Origin of the sequence: Caldinitratiruptor microaerophilus, from assembly GCF_025999835.1 — a bacterium.
In the GTDB taxonomy this organism is placed as follows: Bacteria; Bacillota; Sulfobacillia; order Symbiobacteriales; family ZC4RG38; genus Caldinitratiruptor; species Caldinitratiruptor microaerophilus.
This window is the reverse complement of sequence record NZ_AP025628.1, coordinates 85342-109982: the sequence shown is the minus strand read 5'-3', so window position 1 is coordinate 109982 and position 24641 is coordinate 85342. Positions and strand designations below refer to the sequence as shown.

Sequence of the window (24641 nt, the reverse complement as noted above, 5' to 3'; positions counted from 1 at the left end):
AAGGGCGAGTCAAGGCGGGGCTCGAATCGTTCGCGGCGGTTTGAAAGGCGGTCAGACAGGGACACTCCGACTGGGGTGAGAAGCGCTGGAACACTTCTACCGCTGGTACCACACAGACGCCGGGCCAGACGGCGTCGAGATCCGGGACGGGGAGACCGCGCTGCGCATCCGACCGGTCCTGCCGGGCGTCGTGCGGGTGGAGCTGAAGCGGGAGGTGCGCTGGCAACCCCTGCACCCCCCGGCCCGGGGGATCGAGGAGCCCGTGCCGGACGGTGGGGAGGATCGCCCCACGCTGAGCGCACGGGAACAGGGCGGCTCTCTCACCGTCGACGCTGGCGGGGGCCTGCGCATCCGCATCGACCCGGAGCCCGTGCGGCTCACCTTCGAGCGGCTCCCGCCGGACGCGGAACCCCTGTCGCCGGCCCGGGCGGAACTCCTGACGGCGGGCGTGACGGTCGGCTGGGACGGGTGGCAGGTCGGCACGGACTTCACGGCCGGCCCGGCCGACCGGTTCTACGGCGGGGGCGCCCCCGGCCAGTTCGAGGGGCCGCCGTGGCTGGAGTGGAGCGGACGGCGGGCGCCCATCTGGAACAAGCACCTGCCCGGGCCCGCCGCCCGGCTGCTCTTCCCGGTGTTCTGGAGCCTGCGGGGCTACGGCGTGGTGTTCGACAGCCCGTGGCCGGCCGAGATCGACTTCCGCGCGGTACGGCCGGGGCAGGGCGGGCCCTGGCATTACCGGGCGGACGGGGGCTCCCTTGCCTTCTACTTCCTCGCCGGCGATGGCCTCCCAGACCTGCTCGACCGCTACACACGCCTCACGGGGCGGCCCGCGCTGCCCCCGCTCTGGGCCCTCGGCTACCTGCAGTCCCGGTACGGATACCGGAATCGGGCCGAGGTGGAGGCCGTGGCCCGGGAGATGCGGGAGCGCCAGATCCCCTGTGACGGGCTCATCCTCGACCTGTACTGGTTCCGCCGCATGGGCGAGCTCGACTGGGACGAGGAGGCCTTCCCGGACCCGCTGGGCATGCTGCGCGACCTGCACCGGGCGGGTTTTCGCGTCGTGGTCATCGAGGAGCCCTACGTGCTGGTCGGCACCCGCGTCTTCGAGGAGGGCCGTGCGCGCGGGTTCCTCGTCCGCCGGCCGGAGGCAGACGGGGGCGATCCGTACACCTTCCCGTTCTGGGCCGGAGGCGACGCCGCCCTGGTCGACTTCTCCCACCCCGAGGCCCGACGGTGGTGGGCCGCCGAGCACGAGCGGCTGGCCCGCATGGGGATCGACGGCTGGTGGACCGACCTCAACGAGCCCGAGCAGCACTACCCGGACATGATCCACCACGGCGGCCCGGCCGCCGCGGTGCACAACCTCCAGGCCCTGCGGATGATCGAGGCAGTGTACCGCGGCCAGAAGGCGGCCTTCCCGGAACGCCGCGTCTTCGTCATGAGCCGGTCGGGCTGGATGGGCATGCAGCGCTACGGCGCCGCCGTGTGGAGCGGGGATGTGGACACCACGTGGGAGGCGCTGCGCGCCCAGCCGGCGCTCGGCCTGGGCATGGGCCTGGTGGGGGTGCCGTACTGGAACAGCGACGTCGGGGGCTTCCTCGAGCACCGCGGACAGGTCGATCCCGAACTCTACCTGCGCTGGCTCGAGTTCGCCGCCTTCACCCCCCTTCTGCGGCCCCACGCGGCCTTCCAGCCCCGGGAGCCCTGGGCTTTCGGGCCGGAGGCGGAGCGGCTCGCCCGGGAGGTGATCCGGCTCCGGTACCGCCTGCTGCCCTACCTGTACACGTGCGCCTGGGAAGCGCACCGCACCGGCCTCCCGCTCATGCGGCCGCTCGTGCTCGCCCACCCCGACGACGAACGAGTCCGGGACCTGCGCGACCAGTTCTACGTGGGGCCGGACCTCCTCGTTGCACCAGTGCTCGAGAAGGGGGCGCGCCGGCGGCGGGTGTACCTGCCCGGCGGCGAGTGGTACGAGTGGCACACGGCCCGCCTCCGCCAGGGGGGCCGCCACCGCCTCGCCCGGGCGCCCCTGGGCCAGCCCCCCGTCTTCGTGCGGGCCGGTGCGATCCTCCCCCTGACCGAACCCGGGGCGCACGCGGGCCCCCTGCCGTGGGATTCCCTTCACCTGGCCGTGTTCCCGGGGCCGCCCGGCGCGGGCGAGTCCCTCGTGTACGAGGACGACGGCGAGACCGAGGCGTACCGGGACGGGCAGTACACCCTCACCCGCCTCCGGTGGTGGCAGGAGGCAGGGGCGCTGACCGTGAGCGCCGAACCGGAGGGGAGGGATGGCCACGCTCGACCGCTGCGCCGCTGGTCCGTGCAGGTCCGCGTCCCCGAGCCGCCCGGGCGGGTCGTCTTCCACCCAGGGGGCCACCCCGGACGGGCTCCGCACGAACTCCGCCGGCAGCCGTCGGCCCGGGCGCTCCGGGAATCTCCCGGCGGCTGGCACTACGACCCCCGGACCCGCACGGTGCGCGTGGCCGTGCCGGAAGCGACCGCCGCGCTGCGCGTGCGGCTGGAGTGGTAACCGGTCCAGGGGCAGGAAGGAGGCTCGCCGTGCGGCCGGTCATCACGCTCACCACCGACTTCGGGCATTCCGAGTTCCCCGGCATCTGCCGGGCCGTCATCAAGCGGCTTTGCCCGGAGGCCGAGATCGTCGACATCTCCCACGCCGTGCCGCCCTTCGACGTGCGGGCCGGGGCCCTCGTGTTGCGGGATGCCGCGCCCTACCTGCCGGTGGGGATCCACGTGGTCATCGTCGACCCCGGGGTGGGTTCGGCGCGGCGGGCGCTCGCCCTCCGCACCGGCCGCGGGGACGTGCTCGTCGGTCCCGACTCGGGCGTCCTGCTTCCGGGCGCGGAGCGCCTCGGCGGGGCGCAGGCGGCCGTCACCATCCAGAACCCCGACGTGCTCCTTCGCCCCACCTCTGCCACCTTCCACGGGCGGGACGTGTTCTGCCCTGCCGCCGCCCGGCTGGCGGCGGGGCTGCCCTTCGAAGCCCTCGGCCCGGCCGTCGACCTGACCGACCTGGTCCGGCCGGACCTGCCCGAACCGGTAATGTCGGAAGGGGTCCTCCGGGGGCAGATCCTTACCTTCGACTCCTTCGGCTCGGCCCGGACGAACATCCCTGCGGACGTCGTGGCCCAGCTCCGGGTCCGGCCCGGCGACCCGGTGGAGGTCGACCTGGATGGCCGCCCGCTCCGCGCGCCCTTCGTGACCACCTACGCCGACGTCCCCCCCGGCGAGGTCTGCCTGCTCATCGACTCCTCGTGGGACCTGGCAATCGCCGTGAACCGGGGAAGCGCGCGGGAGCGGCTCGGCCTGCGCGTCGATCAGCCGGTCACCCTCCGCCGCGCCGGCGACCGCCAGCCGGCGCAGGAACCGGGCGGGGCGCTGTCGTAGAAAGTCCGCAGCATCCTGCCCACCAGTTTCGACGGAAAGGGTGGAAGATTCTGTGGAACTGCCAGCAGCGATCGCCCTGGCCCGCCGGCACACCATCGGAGATCTGCTTCGGCGCACCGCGGCCCGCTATCCCACAAAGACCGCCGTCGTGTTCCGTGACCTCCGCCAGACATACGCCGACTTCAATGCCGCCGTGAACCGCACCGCCCATGCCCTCCGTGAGCGCGGCGTGCAGAAGGGCGATCGCATCGCCCTGCTGTCCCACAACTGCCACGGGTTCGCCGTCCTCTACTTCGCGCTGGCCAAGCTCGGCGCCATCTCGGTGCCCGTGAACTTCATGCTCAAGGGCGAGGAAGTGGCCTACATCCTGAACCACTCAGGGGCGTCCGGTATCGTGGTGGAAGACGCCCTGGCGCCGGTGGCCGAGGAAGCCCTGCGCCTGGCCGCCCGGCAGGGGACCGACGCCGGGCGGGTACGGGGCTGGATCGACCTGAACGGCCTGCCGGTGCCCCCGGGGTGGGAGCCGATCGACGCCTGGATGGCCCACCCGGACGATTCGGAACCCCAGGCCGAAGTCGGCGACGACGATCCCATCCAGCTTCTTTACACCAGCGGCACCGAGTCCCGGCCCAAGGGCGTGATGCTCACCAGCCGCTCGCTCATCGCCCAGTACGTGAGCGCCATCGTCGACGGCGAGATGTCCCACGACGACGTCGAGATCCACGCCCTCCCTCTCTACCACTCGGCGCAGCTGCACTGCTTCCTCACGCCGGACGTCTACCTGGGCGCCACCAGCATCATCCTGACGGGGCCCGACCCGGCCACGATCCTGCAGACGATCGAGCAGGAGCGGGTCACCAAGCTCTTCTGCCCGCCCACCGTGTGGATCGCGCTGCTGCGCTCGCCGGAGTTCGACCGCCACGACCTGTCCTCGCTGCGCAAGGGGTACTACGGCGCCGCCATCATGCCCGTCGAGGTCCTGCGCGAGCTCTCCCGCCGCCTCCCGAACGTGCGCCTGTGGAACTTCTACGGGCAGACCGAGATGAGCCCCGTGGCCACGATCCTCAAGCCCGAGGAGCAGTTCACCAAGCCCGGCTCGGCCGGCAAAGCCTGCCTGAACGTGGAGACGATCCTGGTCGACGACGAGGGACGGCCCGTACCGCCGGGGACCGTCGGTGAGATCGTCCACCGCAGCCCCCACGCCATGCTGGGCTACTGGAACGACCCCGAGAAGACCGCCGAGGCCTTCCGGGGCGGCTGGTTCCACAGCGGTGACCTCGGAGTGATGGACGAGGACGGTTACCTCACCGTGGTCGACCGCAAGAAGGACATGATCAAGACGGGCGGCGAGAACGTCGCCAGCCGCGAGGTGGAAGAGGTCATCTACCGGCACCCGAAGGTGTCCGAGGTCGCCGTGATCGGCATCCCCCACCCCTACTGGATCGAAGCCGTGACCGCGGTGGTCGTCCCCAAGGCAGGGGAGCGGATCGACCCCGAGGAGATCCTGTCCCTCTGTCGCCAGCACCTCGCCGGGTTCAAGGTACCGAAGTACGTGGTCACGGTCGACCGGCTCCCCAAGAACCCCAGCGGGAAGATCCTCAAGCGGGAGCTCCGGCAGATGTACGCCGGTCTGGCCAAGGAGTGACGGCGGCCGGGCGGAGGGAGGACCTCCGCCCGGCCGCCTCCCGGGTTTGCCGGCTGCGGATCACGGTTGCAGCGGCGCGATGGCCCGGAGCGATTCCTCGATGGCCTCCCCGGGATAGTCGAAGTCCTCCAGCCGGCCGTGGAGGTAAGCGTCGTACGCCACCATGTCGAAGTGGCCGTGGCCGCTGAGGCCGAAGAGGATGACCCGGGGCTCGCCCGCCTCCTTGGCCTGCAGGGCCTCGTCGACCGCTGCCTTCACGGCGTGCGCCGACTCGGGCGCCGGCAGGATGCCCTCGCTGCGGGCGAAGAGGACGGCCGCCTCGAAGACCGAGAGCTGCCCGTAGGCCCGGGCCTCGACGATGCCGTCCTCGACGAGCTGGCTCACGAGCGGCGCCGCCCCGTGGAAGCGAAGGCCGCCGGCGTGGATCCCGGGCGGCGCGAAGTCCTCCCGCACCGCCTCCGGGATGGGGATCCACCGCTCGGTGGACACCTCCTGCTCGGCGAGCGCCATCGGGAAGATCGGGACCAGGTCGTCCGGCCCCACGGGCTTCTTCGTGGCCGGATGGAGGGGCGGCGCCGGGCGGCGCGGCATGTCGGCCTGGATGTTGTACCAGGCCTGCGGGATCTCAGACTCGGGCAGGAGGTCGCGGTCAAGGGCTGAACCCCCTCGTAGACGAGACAGGTGTTGGCCGCCGGAGTTCGACATCCGTGTGGCGTCTCCCTGCGGCGCGCGCCGGCACGCGTCCGGGAAATCCCCTGCCTATCACGTAACTGGCCCTGTCCCACCGCCCTGCGGGCCAAGCCGGCGGCAGCGGTAGCCCGCCGCGGCCTCGACGAACCGCCGGGCCGCGGCCAGGTTGGCGGCGAAGTGCAGGTGCAGGTAGCTGGCGAGGAGACCGGGCCGGGCGAAACCTTCTTCCTGACCGTTGACCCGGCGCCCCAAGAAACGGTACATGGGGGGCCAGTCGGGCGGGTGGGGATCGGAGACGGACCAGTGGAACTCGTGCCCCACCACCTCCTTCACCGGGGCCGCCGAGGAACGTCTCCCGGAGGAAGGTGGCCCGGGCGTAGCCGAGCGCGGCGAGGCGGGGCTGCATGCGGGCCGAGACCGGCAGGAGGCCGGCCATGGGCCAGGCCCGGCCGTCCAGGTCCACGATGGCCCGGGCGAGCTACATGAGCCCGCCGCACTCGGCGTAGATCGGCATGCCGCTTCGATGCGCGGCCTCTACGTCGGCACGGAGCCGGTCGTGGGCTGCGTGTTCGGCCCGGTACACCTCCGGAAAGCCGCCGCCCAGGTACAGGGCGTCGCTGCCGGCAGGGATGGACTCTCCGGCGAGGAGGCTGAAAGGAGCCCATTCCACACCGAGCGCCGCCAGGCCCGTCTTCGTAGTAGAAGTGGAAGGCCGCGTCCCGGGCGATGGCCAACACCCGGCCGAGGTCGACCGTCGCCGCCACCGCGTCGGCCACCTGCCGACGCGGTTGAAGACCACCCCGGCGATCCGCACCCTGGGGTCGAAGGTCGCGTATCCCCGGACCATCGCGGCAGCGATGCGGGCCATGCCGGAGGCGTCGACCACCAGGATCACGGGCGCGTCCAGCCAGCGGGCGACCTCGGCCGTGCTGCCGCTGTCGGTGGCCGGGCCCGCGCTGTCGAAGAGGCCCATGACCCACCCGATGACCGCCACGTCGGCCGCGCCGGCCGCCCGGGCGAAGAGGGCGCGCACCAGGTCCTCGCCGCACATCCACCCGTCCAGGTTCCGGCTGGGGCGGCCGGCAGCGGTGGTGTGGTAGGCGGGGTCGATGTAGTCCGGTCCGACCTTGAACGACTGCACCCGGAGCCCGCGCCGCCGGAGGGCCCGCATGAGCCCCAGCGCCACGGTGGTCTTGCCGGCTCCGCTCTCCGTACCGGCCACGACAAGGCGTGGCACCCGCATGACCGCCACCTCAGCATTCCCCTTCCGACCCGCCGGCCGGGACCTGGCTCAGGTGAATGGCCCCTGTCGGGCAGGCCTCCGCCGCCCACCAGGCCCGCTCTTCCAGTAGATGCAGGAATCCGGGGTCCAAGCCGCAACACGGCAACCCGGTCGGCCACGGACCCGGGGAACCGAAAAGGCGCCGCGGGATGCGGCGCCTCAGCGCGTTTCTTCCGGTGCCCGGGACTCGTCCGGCCAAGAAGACACCGGTTCAGCCCTATCCCCCATCCCGCGAGGGGACCCGAGCCAGAACCGACCGGGCCGGTCTCCTGGCTTGCGGATCGTCGCCCTCCGGCGCCTTCCCGTCCGTTCGGACAGTGGCCTCGTGCCGGGAACTCCCCGCTCACAGTGGCGCGACCGCGGCGGATTCTCACCGCACTTCCCTTTTTCAGCCTGTGCCGGCGGCGCAGGCCACCCGGTCGATTTGCATATGTAGTTGTGCAATTACCGGCAGTTTACCGTGCGTCCGGCGGGGCTGTCCATAGAGACCAGGGGTTAGTGCGGGATCACGGGTTCGCCGGGGCTCCTTCTGACCCACGGGTACCCCACGACCGGAGCCAGGGGGCGAGATCCTGGGTGGGTGGAAGGATCAAGAAGCCGAACGGAATCCCACCTCCCCGGGAGCACCCGGGCTCGCCCGGCGCGCCGCCGAGCTGGGGCCACCCTGCCGCGTCACCGTCCCCTCGAACCGCACCAGAAGGCCGTTGGCGAGAACCGCAAGCACGACCATGACGAGGATGAGGGCGAAGATCCGTGGGACCACGTGCACCGTGGTGGCCTGCATCAGCTCGAAGCCGAGGCCGTGCTTGGAGGCGAACATCTCGCCCAGGATCGTCCCGAGGAAGGTGAGGCTGAAGCCGAAGCGCAGGCCGGTGAGTACGGCCGGCAGCGCCGCGGGGAACTCGACGTGGTAGAACCGCTGCCACGGGCTCAGGCCGAGCGTGCGCGCCAGCTTGTGGTAGACCGGCCGCACCGTCCGGATGCCTGCGGCTGTGAAGATCAGGATCGGAAAGACGCCGTGGAACCAACCGAAGGCGACCTTGGAGGCGTAGCCGAGTCCGAAGAGCAGCAGGAACACCGGGTACAGGGTGACCTTCGGAATGGAGTACACCAGGGCGATCAAGGGGTCGAAGACCTCTCCCCAGAAGCGGTGGCGCCCCAGCAGGATGCCGGCAGAGACGCCGGTGGCCACGGCGAGTGCGTAACCCAGCACCGTCTCCTTCAGCGTCACCCAGGTGGCAGTGGGAAGCCACCCGTCCCGCAGGCCTTCGCCCAGGGAGCGGAGGGTTTCGGCGGGCGAGGCGACGACGAACCCGCCCAGTTCCATCGCCGCAACCTGCCACACGCCCACCAGCACGCCCAGCACGAGCACGTGTCGCCAACGCTCCAGACGCGCGGCGGCTGGCATCATCCGGCCCGCCTCCTGACCGCGCGCTCGGCGCGCCCCACAGCCGTGTAGATCCCGGTGGCCAGAACGAGGACCAGCGCGAGCGCCGCGTACATCTCCCGCAGGCTGAAATTGTTGTAGTGGTAAGAGATCAGCCACCCCAGCCCCCTCGGGGCCAGGATGAACTCCGACGCGATGACCCCGATCACGGAATACGTCACGGCCAGTTTGATCCCGTTGAAGACGTACGGAGCGGCGGCCGGGAAGAGGATGTGGCGGAAGGTCTGCCATGGGGTGAGACGCAGGGTGACCGCAAGCTTCCGGTACACCGGCCGGACCTGCGTGAATCCCACCGCCGTGTTCACCACCACGGCGACCACCGACCAGCCCCAGGCAATCGCCACGATCGGCAGGTAGCCCATGCCCAGGAGCGAGATGAGAAGCGGGTACAGGGCAAACACCGGCACCGCGTAGTACGAGGCCAGGTACGGTTCTAGTAAGGCCCGGACCTTGGGAAGTCGCCATAGCAGCAACCCCGCCGGGACACCCGTCAGGACCGCTAGGCCGAAGGCCGTAACGACAGTGACGGCGGATGCCCCGAGGTGTTCCGTCAGTTTTCCCTGAACAAGCTGAGCGTGGAGAGAACGTAAGACTTCGGACAGCGGCACCAGGGTGAGGCGGTCAACCCACCCCAGGCGCGGGCCCAGTTCCAGGAAGGCGAGCCCGACGACCAGCGCGATCGCCCGAGCCGCTTGAACCTTGCGCCGGTGGCTCATGGTCACCGCCCTCTCACGCGTCGCGACCCATGGCGCGCAGGGCCTCTTCCCGCAGGTTCTCCCAGATCCGGCCGGTCAGGGCGCCAAATGCCGGCGTACCGATGACGCTGGAGTCCCGGGGGCGAGGCAGGCCGACTCGCACCACGTCCTTCACCCGCCCTGGACGGGCACTCATCACGCACACGCGGTCGGACAGGAGCACCGCCTCGTCCAGCGAGTGAGTCACGAAGACCACCGTGGACCCTGTCTGCGCCCACAAACGCAGCAGTTCCTCACCGAGGACAAGCCGTGTCTGCTCATCGAGGGCGCCGAACGGCTCGTCCATCAGCAGCAGGGCGGGCTCGAGCACAAGAGTACGCGCGATGGCGACCCGTTGCCGCATCCCCCCGGACAGTTCCGGGGGGTAGGCCTTCTCGAAGCCCGCGAGCCCCACCGCCCGGATCATCCGCCGCGCCTTCTCCCGCCGCTCCGCCGGTGGAACCCCGCGCATCGCGAGGCCGAATTCCACGTTCTCGAGCACCGTCCGCCATGGGAACGTCGAGTCCTCCTGGAACACGACCCCGACCGACGGGTGCGGGCTGGCGAGCGGAACGCCGTCCAGGCGCACCTCGCCTGAGGTCGGCTCCGTGAGCCCGGCGATGATCTCCAGGAGGGTCGACTTCCCGCAGCCGCTCGGCCCCACGATGGACACGAATTCGCCCCGCTCCACCGTCAGGCTGACACCGGCCACGGCCTCGACGGGTTCACCGTTTTCCGGCCGGAACACCTTGCGCACGTCGATGAGCTCGAGCATGGGCCCACCCGCTCAGAGGGTGATCTTGCCGACGCCGTCCGGCAGGAAGTCCTGGTTGACGAAGTCTTTCCACGGCACCTTGCCGTCCGCGGGGGCCAGCCCCATGATCCGGAGCTGCTCCTCGACCGCCTGCAGGCCGGCCGGGTCGAGCCCCGCCGTGTAGTAGACGTCCGGCTTCACCGTCTCGAGGGCCTTGCGGCACGCTTCGACCGGCAGCTTGGACTCCCGCGCGAAGATCTCGGCCGCCTCGTCCCGATGGGCCACCACGTACTCGATGCCCTTGCGCCGCGCCCGCAAGAGCGCCCGGATCGCCTCGCCGCCCTGCTTGACCAGATCGGGGCCCACGATGAGCACGGTCTGCTGGAATGCCGGCACGAAGTCGCGCGCCCAAAAGACTACCCGCAGCCCTTCCGGCTTGGCCGAGTAAACCGGCTCCATGTCCGCGGCCGCATCGACAGCGCCCTCCTTCAGCGCCGTGAGCCCCTTGGACACGCCACCGGCGGCGATCATCTGGACGTCCTTGAGTGGGTCGAGCCCTGCCTTCTTCAGGCTCAACGTGAGCACGGCCTCTGTTACGGAGCCGGGGCTCGTGAAAGCGATCTTCTTTCCCCGCAGGTCCTGGATCGTCTGGATGTCCGAGCGGTCCTCCCGCGTGACCCAGTTGATCTCGGAGACGCTACGCACGCCGCCGCCGACCACGATCAGCGGGGCTCCCGCGGCCCAGGCGCGGTAAGCCGCGGCGGTGGCCACCTCACCGATGGGAAGGCCCCCCGTCACCACGTTCCGCACCGTGGTGCCGCCGCCGTCCGACCCCACGATGCCCTTCAGTTCAATCCGCTCTTCCTTGAAGTAGCCCTTGTCCAGCGCCACCATCCAGGGAACGCCGTAGAGAAGGGACGGCCAGTGCGTGACCGTGATCTCGGCCGAAAGGAGGGGACCCGACCCTCCTGCCGCCGCTCCGGCCCCCTGACCGCCCTGTGGCGCCCCGCCCTGCTGGGCCTGCTGGCGCGGCGCGGCGCAGCCGAACAGGTAACCGCCCGCCGCCAATACCCCAGCCTGTCCGATGAGCCTCAGGAACTCACGCCGCCGCATGAACACTCGCCTCCCTGCTTTGTGAGTAGTGAAAAACGTATACTCATAACACCGTCCTGGCTGGCTGGCCTGCCCCAACACCGTCCTCACCCTGCCCTGCTCAACCCGGTGCCCGGGGGAGGGAACCCGCCCGCCTTCATCAACTGTCCCGGTAGCGTACGGCCGATTTGCGCCTCCAGCCACTGCGCCGTCTCGATGAGGCGGTCGAGATCGATACCGGTTTGGATGCCCATCCGGTGCAGCATGTACACGAGATCCTCGGTGGCGATGTTGCCGGTGGCCCGAGGGGCGAACGGACAGCCCCCCGTCCCGCCGACAGCGGCGTCCACGATCGTGGCGCCGGCCTCCAGCGCCGCGTACGCGTTGGCGTACCCCGTATTGCGGGTGTTGTGGAGGTGCACGCCGACGGGGAGGGAGTTTCCCACAGCTTCCCGGACATGCCGCAGGAGCCGTGAAACCTGTGAGGGAACGGCCACGCCGATGGTATCGGCAAGCACGATCTCGTCCGCGCCTGCCTCGGCAGCTCGAACCGCGAACCCGACGATCCGCTCCTCCGGCACCTCCCCCTCGAACGGGCAGCCGAACGCGGCCCCGATGGTTAAGGCGCAGCGCATGCCGGCCTCTCGGGCTCTTCGGGCGATCTGCTGGAAAGCGTCCAGGCTTTCTTGCGTGGACGCGCGCTGGTTGCGCTGATTGAACGTCTCGGTCGCGGCGAAGGCGAAGTTCACCTGCTGCACACCCGCCAACACCGCCCGGTCGAAACCCTTCTCGTTCAGCACGAGCCCGGCATACGTCACCTGCGGACTGCGGGGGATCCGTTCGCATAGACGGTCGGTATCGGCCATCTGGGGCACGGCCTTGGGATGCACAAAGCTGCCCACCTCGATACGGCGTAGGCCCGCGTCCACCAGACGTCGAACCAGCTCGGCCTTCACTTCGAGCGGCAGCAAGGTCGGCTCGTTCTGCAGGCCGTCGCGCGGACCCACCTCGCACACGGTCACCACGGCCTACACCACCCCCTGCCGCTCGAGTTCCGCCAGTTCCTCCTTCGAGAGGCCGAGAAGCCCGCAGTAGATCTCCTCGTTGTGGGTGCCCAGCCGCGACGGGCCGGCCCAAAGTGCGGCCCCCGGCGTCACGGAGAGCTTCGGGATGATCCCGGGCGCCGCGAACGGACCGATGTCGGGGTCGTACATCTGAATAATCATTTCCCGAGCTCGATAATGCGGGTCTCGGAAGATATCCGCGATGGTGTAGATCGGCCCGCAGACGACCCCTGCGTCGTTGAGGATTCGGTCAATCTCCGCTGCGTCCCGTTCGGCCGCCCACTCGGCGATGATACTGTCGATCTCCTCCGCGTGCTCGCCGCGGGCAGCGTGGGTGGCGAAACGCGGGTCGTCCGCCAGTTCCGGGCGGCCGATTGCCTGGCACAACCTGCGGAAAACGTTGTCGGCGTTGGCGGCGATCACCATCCACTTGCCGTCCCTCGACCTGTACAGGTTCGACGGGACCACCTTCTGCAAGCCGGTCCCTGACGGCTCCCGGATGACGCCCAGCCGGTCGTACTCGGGCACGGCGCTCTCCAGCAAGGCAAAGCAGGACTCCATGATGGAGGCATCCACCACCTGCCCGCGCCCACCGCCGAGCGCGTCACGCCAGTACAGAGCCATGAGGATCCCCTGGGTGGCAAACATGGCAGCGAGGGAATCGCCGAGCGAGATGCCCGTCCGGGGGGGCGCCTGCCCAGGATAGCCGTTGATGTACCGGAGGCCGCCCATCGCCTCGCCGACGCTCGCGAAGCCCGCACGAGACGCGTAGGGTCCCGTCTGGCCGTAACCGGACACGCGGGCCATGATCAGACGCGGGTTGATCCTGGAGAGCTCTTCCCAACCGAGCCCCCACCCCTCCATCACACCGGGGCGAAAATTCTCCACCAGGACGTCCGAGACCGCCACCAAGCGCTTGAGCAGTTCTCGGCCTTTCTCGGTATGCAGGTCCAGCGTGATGCACTTCTTGTTCCGGGACTGCACCGGCCACCATAGGGTGCGGCCCTTGTACCGGTGGTGCCCCCACTCTCGAAGGGGATCTCCCTTGCCAGGCTGTTCTACCTTGATGATCTCCGCGCCGAAGTCTCCGAGCAGACGACCGACGAACGGCCCGGCGAGTAGCACTCCCAGTTCGACAACGCGCACGCCGGCGAGCGGACCCCGGGCGGCCGACTGGACCGCATCGCTTCTTGGCACCCGAATCACTTCCTGACCCACGGAATGCGCACGACCACGGGTTCCCGGGCGACCCGGTGTCGTCACAGGAGCTATGCCTTTCGTCCGTATACAGCAACAACTGTGCCAAGACCGGGTCCCGCCACAAAACGAAAGACGCGGCGCCGCGCCGTGATCCCGGTGTGTTACGTGTAACGTCCACCCGTCACAGTACAGGTGTTACTTGCTTTCGCGCAGTTTCCGGTACAACGTCGTCCGGCTGATACCCAGGCGGCGGGCAGCCTCTGACCGATTACCGCCGGCAAGGGCCACCATGCGGCGGATGTCGTCGGGGGAAGTCGGACGCGAAGCAGTCGTGCCGGGGCGGCCGGATACGCCGCGCGGGCTTGTGCCGCTGCCAGAAATGTGCTCCTCCACCAGCGTGAGAAACCGCACAAGCGCCTCGCGCGGCGATAACGAACTCCCCTGGATGGTCACCGCGAAGCGTTCGACGACGTTTTCCAGCTCCCGCACGTTGCCGGGCCACGTGTACAGCCTCGCCACCGGCACGACACGGCCGAGGAGCGGGCGGAGTTCGGTTGCGAGGACGGGGTCGAAACGACGCAAGATGGTCTCCACCAGAAGCGGCACGTCCTCGATCCGCTCCCGAAGCGGGGGCAGGGTTAGACGCAGCACGTCGAGCCGGAAGAAGAGGTCCCGGCGGAAACGGCCTGCCGTGACCTCGGCCCGCAGGTCTCGGTGCGTAGCAGCGATCACGCGAACGTCGACTGGAATGACTCGGTCGCCGCCCACCCTCATGACTTGGCGCTGCTGAAGGACACGCAGCAGGCGCGCCTGCAGGCCGGGGGAAAGTTCTCCGATCTCGTCCAGGAAGATAGTTCCACGGCTGGCCAGTTCGAACAGCCCTGGCTTCCCGCCCTTACGGGCGCCGGTGAACGCCCCCTCCTCGTAACCGAAGAGTTCGCTCTCCAGGAGGGCCTCCGGCAGCGCGGCACAGTTGATGGCGACAAAGGGACCGTCCTGGCGGCAGCTGGCGTTGTGGATCCCCTGGGCGAACAGCTCTTTGCCGGTTCCGGTTTCCCCCTCGATCAGGACGGTCGAGTCGACCCGCGCGTAGCGGGCCGCCTTGTCAATCGCCGATCGGATCCCAGGACTCTCCCCGACCACGTCTGCGAGGGTGTAACGTGCCGTGAGCCCCCGGCTCTCCGACTGCCCCCGCAGCCGCTCGGCTCCGCGCTGGATGACCGCCGCGTCCTGAAAGGTCAGTACGCAACCTCTCGCCTGCCCTTCCACCACGATGGGTACGTGGCTGGCCAATACCTCACCGCGGCCGATGCGGTGAACCTGGTTCAGTTCGGTCTGGCGGGCCCGGATGGCGGGGATGAGGCTGCAATCGGGCCCCACCGCTTCGTCGAGGCGGCGCCCCATCGCGTCTCGGGCGGATACGCCCACGATTTTCTCGGCCACCGGGTTAAATACTGTGATACGGCCGTCCTCGTCCGTAGCCACGATGCCGCTGTAGGCGAAGTCGAGGATGGCCTTGAAGCGTTCCGCACGCTCGAGTTCCCGCTGGCGGGCAGCCGCCAGGTCCAGGGCGTTGGCGATCGCTTCCCTGAACGAGGCGCGGGAGTAGATGAGCACACCGTGCATGCCGGCGGCGGCCGCGCACTCGCAAACGAGGCTCGACCCGACCACGGCGCGTGCTCCCAGGCGCCGGGCCTCGTCGAGGCGCTTCGGGAGTTCGTCCCGCGAGGCATAGGCGAGGGCGAGCACCCGCACACGAAAAAGATGGGAGACCTCCCCAAGGCCGTGGAGCGGCTCGCCATAGGTGACCACCGGCACCACCGGCGAAAGGGCCATGGCTCTGGAGATGCCCGCCAAGAGGTCAAGAGAGTTGACCCGGAACGCCACGACGGGCAGGGTCACGGACTGTTTCAGCAGAGCTGCGTTTGCCCCGCCCGAGACGAAAACGTCCACGGCGGACTCGGCCTCCCACTGTCGCGCCAGGGCCACGGCCTCCGACAGGAGTACCTGATCGACCAGCCTGACCTCGAGCGCCGGGCCGAACTCTGCCGCAACCTCACGCAACTGGCCAGTGATGAGGGGATGCCCGAAGATGGCCAAGCGCGTCCGCATCGGTACGATCACCGAGTTCCTTAAGTTCTGTACGGTGGAAAACAGCACCTTCTACAGCCTTATGGCAAACGGTGGGCGGCTTGAGCCACAGCCTGAAACGACAAGAAAAGCCCTCCCCGGCCGCGGCGGCACCTCCAGATCCATCCTCCGGGGTTCGAGCGGTTCGACATCCTGCTTGCCGTCCAGCGAAACAGCCTGATAAAGTTACCGCCAGAACTTGATACGGCCCACTCTTATCCAGAGCAGGCTGAGGGACTGGCCCGATGACGCCCGGCAACCGGCGCCCATGAGGGCGTGGCGGTGCTAATTCCTGCAGGACCCGACGGGTCCTGAGAGATGAGAGTGACGCAGGCCCGCTTGCGTTGGCTCTCGCTCTCGCGAGGGCCTCTTCGTTTGTCCCGCAGGGGCCGCTGCGGGGACCGCCGGGCACCGGCGCCCGCAGCTCCACGGAAGGGAGTGCCGATGCGGCAGTGATCGTCCTCAAGAACGTCAGCAAGTCCTTCCGCACACCGGCCGGGACCGTCCCCGCCCTGGTCGGCGTGAACCTCCACGTCCGGAAGGGCGAGGTGTTCGGCATCATCGGCCTGAGCGGAGCCGGCAAGAGCACGCTGATCCGGACCATGGCCCTTCTGGAGCAGCCGGATGAGGGAGCCGTCTACCTCGACGGCCGCGACGTGACCCACCTGCGCGGGGCGGCGCTGCGGGCCGAGCGCCGCCGCCTGGGGATGATCTTCCAGCACTTCAACCTCCTGCGCTCCCGCACGGCGGCGGAGAACGTGGCCCTCCCGCTGGAGATCGCCGGGGTGCCGCGGGCGCAGATCCGCCGGCGGGTGGCCGAACTGCTGGACCTGGTGGGGCTCGGCGACCGGGCCGGTGCCTATCCATCCCAGCTCTCCGGCGGCCAGAAGCAGCGGGTGGCCATCGCCCGGGCGCTGGCCACCGACCCGGCCGTGCTGCTGTCGGACGAGGCCACCTCCGCCCTCGACCCGCAGACGACCCGCTCCATCCTGGCGCTCCTCCGGGACCTGGGCCGGAGGCTGGGGCTGACCATCGTGCTCGTCACCCACGAGATGGACGTGATCCGTCAGGTCTGCGACCGGGTCGCGGTGATGGAGGGCGGGCGGATCGTGGAGGAAGGGCCCGTGCTCGAGGTCTTCAGCCGCCCCCGCTCCGCCGTCACGCGGGCTTTCCTGGAGGACCTGCGTGGTGACGGCCCGCTACCAGCGTGGGTGACCGTGAACGGCAAGCCCCATCCGGCGGGCGAGGATCGCCGCTACGTGCACGTGACGTTCGTGGGCCCCACGGCCGCCGAACCCGTGATCTCGCGCATGGTCCGCCGCTTCGCCGTCGAGGCGAACGTGCTGCGGGGGAAGGTCGACCAGATCGGCGAGTCCCCCTTCGGCGCCCTCACCCTGGAGCTGCGGGGAGCGCCGCAGGACGTCGCCCGGGCGACCGAGTTCCTGACCGATCAGGGACTCATCGTGGAGGTGCTGCATCATGCCTGAGCCGTGGAGCCTGGCCGTCTTCCTGGACGAGATGGGCCCTGACCTCTTGAAGGCCGTCCTGGAGACCCTTTACATGGTCGGGTTGTCCACCCTGTTCGCCGTCGTCCTCGGGGTACCGCTCGGCGTTCTGCTCACCGTGACCGACAGGGGCCACGTCCTCGAATCCCCGGGCCTGGCCCGCCTCCTGGGTAGTGTAGTGAACACCGTCCGGTCCGTACCCTTCATCATCCTGGTGGTCGCCCTGATCCCGCTCACGCGGCTCATCGTGGGGACGACCATCGGCCCCACCGCCGCGGTCGTCTCCCTCACCGTGGCGGCGACTCCGTTCCTCGCCCGCCTCGTGGACGGCAACCTGCGGGAGGTCGACCCCGGCGTCATCCAGGCGGCCCTGGTCATGGGCGCCAGCCCCTGGCAGATCGTCCGCAAGGTGCTGCTCCCGGAGGCCCTGCCGGGACTCGTGCACAGCGCCACCGTGCTCGTCGTCAACCTCGTGGCCTACTCGGCCATCACCGGCGCCGTGGGGGCGGGTGGGCTCGGCCAGCTCGCCATCAACTACGGCTACTACCGGTACCGCGGCGACGTGATGATCGCCACCGTGATCCTGCTGGTGGTCATCGTCCAGGCCCTGCAGGCCCTGGGCGACCGCACCGTGCGGGCGCTCGACCGGCGCTAGCGAGCCCTGCATCCGGACGCCGCGAGGCGGGCGGGGGAGGCCGGCATCCCCCACCGGCGCGGCGGCCGGCAGGCCCGCGCGCCTGGACCGGCGCCCACCGGTTCTCCCTCTTCACGGGTCCTCACCACGCACTGGGAGGTCGTATCCAACGATGCGCAGAGTCTGGCTCTCCTTCGCGGTAGCCCTCACGACCCTGGCCCTTCTCACCGGGTGCGGCTCGAAGCCCGCGGGCGGCGCCGCCGGCGCGGCGAACGCCGGTGCTCCCGTGGCGGGTGCGTCCGACGCCGGCGGCGCCACGAGCCCGGTGGTGCTCCGGGTCGGCGTGACCGCCGGGCCGCACGAGCAGATCATGAAGGAAGTGGCGAAGCTCCTTGAGCCCCAGGGCATCCGCCTGGACATCAAGGTCTTCACCGACTACAAGATCCCGAACCAGGCCCTGGAGGCCGGCGACCTGGACCTGAACTCCTTCCAGCACCAGCCCTACCTCGACACCGAGAACAAGGAGCGGGGCTTCCACCTGGTCTCCATCGCCAGGACCGTGACCTTCCCGATGGGCGTCTACTCCCGGAAGATCCAGAAGCTCGACGAGATCCGCCAGGGCGGCACCGTGGCGATCCCGAACGACCCGACCAACGGCGGCCGGGCGCTGCTGGTCCTGCAGCAGGCGGGGCTCATCAAGCTGAAGCCGGAGGCCGGGATCCTGGCGAGCCCCCGGGACGTGGTCGAGAACCCGAAGGGGCTGAGGTTCCAGGAGCTCGACGCCGCCCAGCTGCCCCGGGTCCTGCCGGACGTCGACGCCGCGGTGATCAACACGAACTACGCGATGGAGGCGGGCCTGAACCCCAGGAAGGACGCGATCTTCGTCGAGCAGAACTCGCCGTACGTGAACGTCATCGCCGTGCGGGAGAAGGAGAAGGACCGGCCCGAGTTCCGGAAGGTCGTCGAGGCGTACCACTCGCCCCAGATCAGGAAGTTCATCGAGGAGACCTTCCAGGGCGCCGTGGTACCGGGATTCTGAGCCCTGCCGGGCGCCCGTGGAAAGGCCCCTGCCGGTTCATCCGGCAGGGGCCTCGTAGCACTGGGCACTGTGACGGTAACCTCACGCCTGCCGCTCACCCTCCGTCAACAGCCGCCGGAGCACTTTCCCGACGGCGCTCTTCGGCAGGCTGTCGCGGAACTCCACTGCCCGGGGTGCCTTGAACGGGGCGATGCGTTCCCGGCAGAACGCGATGATCTCCTCCTCGGTCGCCTGCATCCCGGGGCGCAGCACGACGTACGCCTTCACCGCCTCGCCCCGGTACGGATCGGGGATGCCGGCAACGGCGGCCTCCAGGACGGCGGGGTGCTCGTACAGTACCTCCTCGACTTCCCGGGGGAAGACGTTGTAGCCGGACGTGATGATCATGTCCTTCTTCCGTTCGACGATCGTGAAGTACCCGTCCTCGTCCATCTTTGCGATGTCGCCGGTGTACAGCCACCCATTCCGCAGGGCCTTCGCCGTCTCGTCAGGCCGGTTCCAGTACCCGGCCATCACCTGCGGTCCGCGGATGCGGAGTTCGCCCACCTCGCCAGGGGGCAGAACGCGCTCGCCGGTCTCGATGTCGACGATCTCGGCGTCCGTGTCCGGGTACGGGATGCCGATGGTGCCCGGCTTGCGCAGCCCGACCACCGGGTTGGCGTGAGTGACCGGTGAGGCTTCCGAGAGGCCGTAGCCCTCGAAGAGCACCGACCCGAAGCGGCGCTCGAAGGCCTGCATGACCTCGAACGGCAGCGGGGCGCCGCCGGAGTTGCACCGCCGGATGGACGAAACGCCGTAGCTCTCGGCGTCCGGAAAGTTGTTCACGGCCACGTACATGGTGGGGACGCCGGGGAAGAACGTCGGCCGGGTCTCCCGGATCGTGTTCATGACCTCGGCGATCTCGAAGCGCGGGAGCAGGATGAGCTCGGAGGCGGTGGCCAGCCCGAAGTTCATGCAGACCGTCATGCCGTACACGTGGAAGAGGGGCAGGACCGTGAGGATACGCTCCTGGCCCGGCTCCGCCGGCCCGGCCATCCACTCCTTCACCTGCAGGGCGTTGGCCACCAGGTTGAAGTGCGTGAGCATGGCGCCCTTCGAGACGCCGGTGGTTCCGCCCGTGTACTGCAAGACGGCGACGTCGCCGGCATCCACCGCCACCTCCGGAGCCTGCGGTGCCGCACCGGCGATGAGCGCCTCCATCGAGTGGGCTCCCGGACCCGGCTCGACCCCGCCCTGGAGGCGGGCGACCAGCACGTTCTTGAGCGGGCTGCCGGACTGGACGGACTGCACTTTCGGGTACAGCACATCGGCGACGACGATGGTCTCCGCGCCGGAGTCGTTCAGGATGTGGAGCAGCTCCCGGCCGGTGTACAGCGGGTTGACCTGGGCCACGATGCCACCGGCCTTCAGGGTGCCGTAGTACCCGATCACGTAGGCCGGCGAGTTCGGGAGCATCAGTGCCACCCGGTCGCCCTTGCGCACGCCCAGGCCGGCCAGCGCCGCCGCGAACCGGTTCACGCGCTCGGCCAGTTCGCGGTAGGTCAGCCGGTGCTGGTAGAAGCGAAGGGCGGTCAGGTCCGGGTGGTGCGCCGCGGTCTCGTCCAGCAGCGCGTAGAGCGGGACTCGCGGGTACTCCAGGTGCGCTCGCACGCCCTCCGGGTAATGCTTCAGCCACGGACGCGTCACGGTCCGAGCCACCTCCTTCCGCAACCGTAGGTCCGGGGGAACGCTACCAGGCGGTCGCGCCGCCGTCGACCACGATGACCTGACCGGTGATGTAGGAACTCGCAGGCGAGGCCAGGAACACGGCGACGCCCTTCAGCTCGCCGGGCCGGCCCACTCGCCCGAGGGGAATGCCCCGGGCCACCTCGTCCCCGACCTTCTCCAGGACGCCCTCGCTCATCCGGGTGGGGAAGAAGCCCGGGGCGATGGCGTTCACGGTGATGCCGAACTGCGCCAGGTGGGTGGCCAGCGTCCGGGTGAGCCCGATCACGGCCGCCTTGCTGGCGCTGTAACCCACTGCCGAGAGGTGCTGGGGGTTCGATCCCTGCAGCCCGGCGACCGACGCCATGTTGATGATCCGGCCGCCCTCGCCCTGCCGGACCATCTCCCGGGCCACGGCCTGCGAGAGGAGGAACGTTCCGGTCACGTTCGTGTCCAGGACTTCCTGCCACCGGTCAAGCGGCATCTCCAGGGTCGGCGCGCCCCATGTCCGCCCGGCGTTGTTCACCAGGATGTCGATCCGCCCGTACCACTCGAGCACCTGACGCACCAGGGCCGCCACGTCGTCCGGGCTGGCGACCGATCCCTGAAACGCCCGGCAGTCGATCCCCCGGGCCCGCAGGGCCTCGTACGCTTCATCCAGGGCTGGCCGCCGCCGGGCCGTGATCACCACCCGGGCACCGGCCTCGCCGAGCCCCTCGGCGATCTCGAGCCCCAGGCCCCGAGAGGCCCCGGTCACGAGGGCCACCTTGCCCGTGAGTTTGAAAAGTTCCCACACATGCGGGGATGCGTTCTCGGGTAGCACCATGTTCCAATCCACCACCTCCGCGTCGCTGCCGTCCTTCCCCTTTGCGGCGCCCCCCGTCACCAGGAGGGCGCCGCGGGCACTCCCATGAGGCGCCGGTAGAGACGGATCTGGGCCCGGTGGTGGATCTCGTGGTTGAAGACGGTCTGGATGATCCAGTGAATGGGCGCTTCCTCGATGGGAGGGCCGTTGTGGTCGGGCGGGATGGGCCGGATCTCCTGCAGCTTCTCAGCGGGCCACTCTTCCAGGAGGCGGTTGGTCCGGGCCCGGGTCTCCTCCAGGTAGGCCATGACGGATTCCAAGTCCGGCACCTCGACCTTCCGCTTCGGGGTCATCGCCTCACCGAGGATCACACGCCGGACCCACCAGTCCTCCGCCTGGGCGACATGACGAAGCCACCCCAGGATCGAGTGGACCCCGCCCGGCGGTTTCCACTCCAGCTGCTCGGGCGTCAGGCCGTCGATGGCAATCCGTGTTCCCTCTCGGATCTGGTGGCGGAACGGAAAGAAGTCGCTTGCGCGCACAGGCTCCACCTCTTTGCAACGAGTTTCTCAGTCGATGCGCTCGAAGATCGCCGCGATCCCCTGGCCGCCGCCGATGCAGGCGGTGACGAGGCCGTACCGCCCGCCGCTACGGCGCAGCTCGTACAGGGCCTTCAGCGTGAGGATCGCCCCGGTCGCCCCCACCGGATGCCCGAGGGCGATCGCTCCGCCGTTCGGGTTCACTCGCTCCATGTCGAGCCCGAGCTCGCGGATGCACGCCACTGCCTGCGCCGCGAAGGCCTCGTTCAGCTCGATGACGTCCAGGTCATCCAGTCCGAGCCCCGTGCGCTCGAGCACCTTGCGCACCGCCGGGACGGGTCCCATGCCCATGATGTTGGGGTCGACCCCTGCCACGGCCCATCCCACGAGCCGCCCGAGCGGTCGCAGCCCCCGCCGCTCGGCCTCCCGGGAAGACATCACGATGACAGCCGCCGCCCCGTCGTTGATGCCCGAGCTGTTCCCGGCCGTGACGGTGCCGCCGGGCTTGAAGGCCGGAGGCAAGCGGGAGAGCTTCTCCATGGTCGTATCGGGGCGCGGGTGCTCGTCGACCTCGAACCGCCGGGTCTCTCCCTTTCCGGCCGGCACATCAATGGGGACGATCTGCCCGGCGAACCGGCCGTCGGCCAGGGCTCGGGCGGCGTTCTGCTGACTGCGGAGGGCGAAGGCGTCCTGGTCCTCCCGGGAGATGCCGTAGCGCTCGGCCACGTTCTCCGCCGTGATGCCCATCGGCGGGTCGCCGATCCACTCCGGCGACAGCTGGGGCCGGACGAAACGGGGCGGAACCCGGGAGTACGGCGCCGCCGGGCGCTCGAGAAGGTAGGGCGCCCGAGTCATGCTCTCCGTCCCGCCGGCGATGACGATCCGCCACTCCCCGAGCCGGATGCCCTGCGCGGCCGTGCAGATGGCCTGAAGACCGCTCCCGCACTGCCGGTCCACGGTCATGGCCGGCACCTCGAACGGCAGGCCGGCCTCGAGCGCCGTCAACCGGGCGATGTTGCCGCCCCCGGCCATGACGTTCCCGAAAAGGACCTCGTCCACCTCGCGGCCGTCCACGCCCGCCCGCGCCAGCGCGGCCTTCACCACGTGCGCCCCGAACTGGTGCGGGGCGAGGTCCCGGAGCGCCCCGTTCTCCCGCGCGACGGCGGTCCGGGCCCCGCTGACGATCACCGCCTCATCCACGCGTTCTCCCACCCCTGTCGGCTCCTCACCGGTTCACAGCGCTCGGGCGCAGGCACTCACGGACCGCCGCGAACGTAAATGGTCTGGCCCGTGACGTAGCTGGCCTCGTCGCTGCAAAGAAAGGCGATCACGTTGGCGATGTCCTCCGGCTGGCCCACCCGGCGCAGGGGGGTGGCTTCGGCGGCCTGCCGCTTGAGTTCCTCGTAGTCCACGCCGATCCGCTCGGCCACCGCCCGGGTCATCCGGGTCTCGACGAAGCCCGGTGCCACGGCGTTCACGTTGATGTTGAACGGTCCGAGTTCGATGGCCAGCGTCCGTGCGAACCCTTGCAGCCCGGCCTTGGCGGCGGAGTAGTTCGCCTGGCCGCGGTTCCCCAGGGCGGACGTCGACGACAGCACCACGATCTTGCCGTATCGCTGCGGGACCATGTGGCGCTGGGCGGCCTGACAGCACAGAAACGTGCCCTTGAGGTGGGTGTCGATCACCGCGTCCCAGTCGGCGTCCGTCATCTTGTGGATGAGGTTGTCGCGGATGATCCCGGCACAGGTGACGAGAATGTCGAGGCGGCCGAACTCGGCGAGGGTGCGCTCCACCATCGCCTCCACCTGCGCGCGGTCCGTCACGTCGCAGGCGATGGCCAGTGCCCGCCCCCCTTCCGCCGTGATCCCGGCGGCGACCTCCTCGGCAGGCTCCCGGTCGAGGTCGCTCACCACCACGGCAGCGCCCTCCAGCGCGAACTTCCGCGCGACCGCGGCGCCGATGCCTCTTCCCGCACCGGTCACCAGCGCGACCCGGCCGGCAAAGCGCCCGGCCACGGCTCCGCGAGGGGTCCGGCTCGGAAGGAACACCTCCGCCTCACCGACGGTGACCCGCTCGCCCCGCTGGTTCTCTGCCCAGACCTCGACGGTGACGAGCCCCCCGGCCCCGTCCGGCCGGGCACCCGTCACGGTGCCGTGGAGCGTCAGCACGTCACCGGGACGCACCATCTCCCGGAAGCGCACCTTCAGACGCCGCACGCTCTCCGGCCCGGCCCAGGTGGTCAGGAGCTGGCCCAGGAAGCCCATGCTGAGCATGCCGTGGGCGATCACGCCGTCCAGGCCCACCCGGCGGGCGGTCTCGTCGTCCGTGTGGATGGGATTGAAATCCCCGGATGCACCGGCGTACTGGACGAGCTGTACCTTCGTGACCGGAGGCTTCTCGATCGTGGGCAGCGGGTCGCCCACCCGGACGTCCTCGAAGTACACCCCAAGCCCCCCCTACCGGACGATCAGCGTGCTGCGGGCGGTGAAGACCGGAGCGCCCTTCTCGTCGCGTCCCTCCGTCGTGACCACGACGAACGTCATGCGGCCGAGCCGTCCGGTCCTCTCGTACACGTCCGCCACCCGGGTACGGCAGACGAGGCGGTCGCCGGCCCGAAGCGGCCGCGTGTACTCGAACTCCTGCTCACCGTGGAGGACCCGAGACGGCTCGATGCCGAGCTCGGTCAGCGGAAAACGGAAAGTGGTAGGAAACGTGGGCGGGGCCACCCGCCCTTCGCGGTACACCGGGTTCGGGTCGCCCAGCGCCTCGGCGAAGCGGCGGATCGCCCCCCGCTCCACCTCGACGAGGACGGGCTCCAGCTCCCGTCCGACCATCGAACGGTCAACCGACATGTTGCTACACCCTCCGTTCTTTCCCAGCCGCCGGGACTCGGCCTCACGGTCCGGGCGCGGCGCAGCCGGAATCCACTGCGGGCCCACGCCCGCTCTTGAAAGCAAAGGTTATGCCACGAGCAT

21 protein-coding genes, 2 pseudogenes and 2 riboswitches are annotated in these 24641 nt (G+C 69.8%); of the genes and pseudogenes, 6 read left to right on the top strand and 17 right to left on the bottom strand.

The genetic code is table 11. The annotated features are described in order from the left end of the window. The first annotated feature begins 85 nt into the window (after positions 1-85). From caldi_RS00535 to caldi_RS00525, 3 genes are read left to right on the top strand one after another with little or no spacing between them, the layout of a single operon-like run. Positions 86-2527, top strand: coding sequence for a glycoside hydrolase family 31 protein (locus tag caldi_RS00535; RefSeq protein ID WP_406568112.1), 2442 nt, complete (start codon positions 86-88; stop codon positions 2525-2527). A gap of 29 nt (positions 2528-2556) precedes the next feature. Beyond that, on the top strand, positions 2557-3402 hold the full coding sequence (locus caldi_RS00530; RefSeq protein ID WP_264843128.1) for an SAM hydrolase/SAM-dependent halogenase family protein: 846 nt from the start codon (positions 2557-2559) through the stop codon (positions 3400-3402). A 52-nt stretch (positions 3403-3454) separates the two neighbouring features. Further along, a complete protein-coding gene (locus caldi_RS00525; RefSeq protein WP_264843127.1) occupies positions 3455-5047 on the top strand; it encodes an acyl-CoA synthetase in 1593 nt (530 codons plus the stop codon). 60 nt (positions 5048-5107) lie between these two features. Here caldi_RS00525 and caldi_RS17695 read toward each other — a convergent pair. The 10 genes and pseudogenes from caldi_RS17695 to caldi_RS00475 all read right to left on the bottom strand — a co-directional run. Beyond that, a pseudogene (locus caldi_RS17695) lies at positions 5108-5491 on the bottom strand (TrpB-like pyridoxal phosphate-dependent enzyme); the annotation flags it as partial. 318 nt (positions 5492-5809) lie between these two features. Then, complete coding sequence (locus tag caldi_RS00515; RefSeq protein WP_264843125.1) at positions 5810-6070, bottom strand: hypothetical protein; 261 nt, start codon at positions 6068-6070, stop codon at positions 5810-5812. Positions 6071-6215: 145 nt separating this feature from the next. Further along, positions 6216-6980 carry a nucleotide-binding protein gene (locus tag caldi_RS00510; protein WP_264844702.1) on the bottom strand — a complete coding sequence of 255 codons (765 nt, stop codon included), beginning with the start codon at positions 6978-6980 and terminating at the stop codon, positions 6216-6218. 281 nt (positions 6981-7261) lie between these two features. Continuing rightward, a riboswitch (cobalamin riboswitch) is annotated at positions 7262-7453 on the bottom strand. Positions 7454-7608: 155 nt separating this feature from the next. Further along, complete coding sequence (locus caldi_RS00505; RefSeq protein WP_264843124.1) at positions 7609-8430, bottom strand: ABC transporter permease; 822 nt, start codon at positions 8428-8430, stop codon at positions 7609-7611. Continuing rightward, positions 8427-9182 carry an ABC transporter permease gene (locus caldi_RS00500; RefSeq protein ID WP_264843123.1) on the bottom strand — a complete coding sequence of 252 codons (756 nt, stop codon included), beginning with the start codon at positions 9180-9182 and terminating at the stop codon, positions 8427-8429. The genes caldi_RS00505 and caldi_RS00500 overlap by 4 nt, the downstream gene beginning before the upstream one ends. A gap of 13 nt (positions 9183-9195) precedes the next feature. After that, positions 9196-9975, bottom strand: coding sequence for an ABC transporter ATP-binding protein (locus caldi_RS00495; RefSeq protein ID WP_264843122.1), 780 nt, complete (start codon positions 9973-9975; stop codon positions 9196-9198). Positions 9976-9987: 12 nt separating this feature from the next. Beyond that, entirely contained in the window at positions 9988-11067 is a 1080-nt protein-coding gene (locus tag caldi_RS00490) for an ABC transporter substrate-binding protein (protein WP_264843121.1), read from the bottom strand. An 86-nt stretch (positions 11068-11153) separates the two neighbouring features. Continuing rightward, positions 11154-12071 carry a hydroxymethylglutaryl-CoA lyase gene (locus caldi_RS00485; RefSeq protein WP_264843120.1) on the bottom strand — a complete coding sequence of 306 codons (918 nt, stop codon included), beginning with the start codon at positions 12069-12071 and terminating at the stop codon, positions 11154-11156. Positions 12072-12074: 3 nt separating this feature from the next. Then, positions 12075-13307, bottom strand: coding sequence for a CaiB/BaiF CoA transferase family protein (locus caldi_RS00480; protein ID WP_264843119.1), 1233 nt, complete (start codon positions 13305-13307; stop codon positions 12075-12077). 198 nt (positions 13308-13505) lie between these two features. Continuing rightward, a complete protein-coding gene (locus tag caldi_RS00475) occupies positions 13506-15422 on the bottom strand; it encodes a sigma 54-interacting transcriptional regulator (protein ID WP_264843118.1) in 1917 nt (638 codons plus the stop codon). Positions 15423-15652: 230 nt separating this feature from the next. Further along, positions 15653-15765, top strand: a riboswitch (SAM riboswitch). Positions 15766-15892: 127 nt separating this feature from the next. Here caldi_RS00475 and caldi_RS00470 point away from each other — a divergent pair. From caldi_RS00470 to caldi_RS00460, 3 genes are all read left to right on the top strand, one after another. Further along, a complete protein-coding gene (locus tag caldi_RS00470; protein ID WP_264843117.1) occupies positions 15893-16927 on the top strand; it encodes a methionine ABC transporter ATP-binding protein in 1035 nt (344 codons plus the stop codon). Then, the gene (locus caldi_RS00465; RefSeq protein ID WP_264843116.1) at positions 16920-17600 is read left to right on the top strand and encodes a methionine ABC transporter permease; all 681 of its coding nucleotides are present in this window, start codon (positions 16920-16922) and stop codon (positions 17598-17600) included. Before caldi_RS00470 ends, caldi_RS00465 begins: the two co-directional genes overlap by 8 nt. A gap of 151 nt (positions 17601-17751) precedes the next feature. Beyond that, the gene (locus caldi_RS00460) at positions 17752-18618 is read left to right on the top strand and encodes a MetQ/NlpA family ABC transporter substrate-binding protein (protein WP_264843115.1); all 867 of its coding nucleotides are present in this window, start codon (positions 17752-17754) and stop codon (positions 18616-18618) included. A gap of 81 nt (positions 18619-18699) precedes the next feature. On the opposite strand, the gene caldi_RS00455 is transcribed toward caldi_RS00460, so the two are convergent. From caldi_RS00455 to caldi_RS00425, 7 genes and pseudogenes are all read right to left on the bottom strand, one after another. Beyond that, positions 18700-20304, bottom strand: coding sequence for a long-chain-fatty-acid--CoA ligase (locus tag caldi_RS00455; RefSeq protein ID WP_264843114.1), 1605 nt, complete (start codon positions 20302-20304; stop codon positions 18700-18702). A 43-nt stretch (positions 20305-20347) separates the two neighbouring features. Then, positions 20348-21148: an SDR family oxidoreductase gene (locus caldi_RS00450; RefSeq protein WP_264843113.1), complete on the bottom strand. Its 801-nt coding sequence runs from the start codon at positions 21146-21148 to the stop codon at positions 20348-20350. A 56-nt stretch (positions 21149-21204) separates the two neighbouring features. Continuing rightward, complete coding sequence (locus tag caldi_RS00445) at positions 21205-21669, bottom strand: DinB family protein (protein ID WP_264843112.1); 465 nt, start codon at positions 21667-21669, stop codon at positions 21205-21207. 27 nt (positions 21670-21696) lie between these two features. Further along, positions 21697-22878, bottom strand: a complete 1182-nt coding sequence (locus caldi_RS00440; RefSeq protein WP_319951781.1) for a thiolase family protein — start codon at positions 22876-22878, stop codon at positions 21697-21699. Positions 22879-22922: 44 nt separating this feature from the next. Further along, positions 22923-23681, bottom strand: a complete 759-nt coding sequence (locus tag caldi_RS00435) for a beta-ketoacyl-ACP reductase (protein ID WP_264844700.1) — start codon at positions 23679-23681, stop codon at positions 22923-22925. A 63-nt stretch (positions 23682-23744) separates the two neighbouring features. Then, a pseudogene (locus caldi_RS00430) lies at positions 23745-24089 on the bottom strand (MaoC/PaaZ C-terminal domain-containing protein); the annotation flags it as partial. 33 nt (positions 24090-24122) lie between these two features. Beyond that, positions 24123-24518 (bottom strand): MaoC family dehydratase N-terminal domain-containing protein, encoded by a 396-nt coding sequence (locus caldi_RS00425; protein ID WP_264843111.1) that lies wholly within the window; start codon positions 24516-24518, stop codon positions 24123-24125. Positions 24519-24641 lie beyond the last annotated feature (123 nt).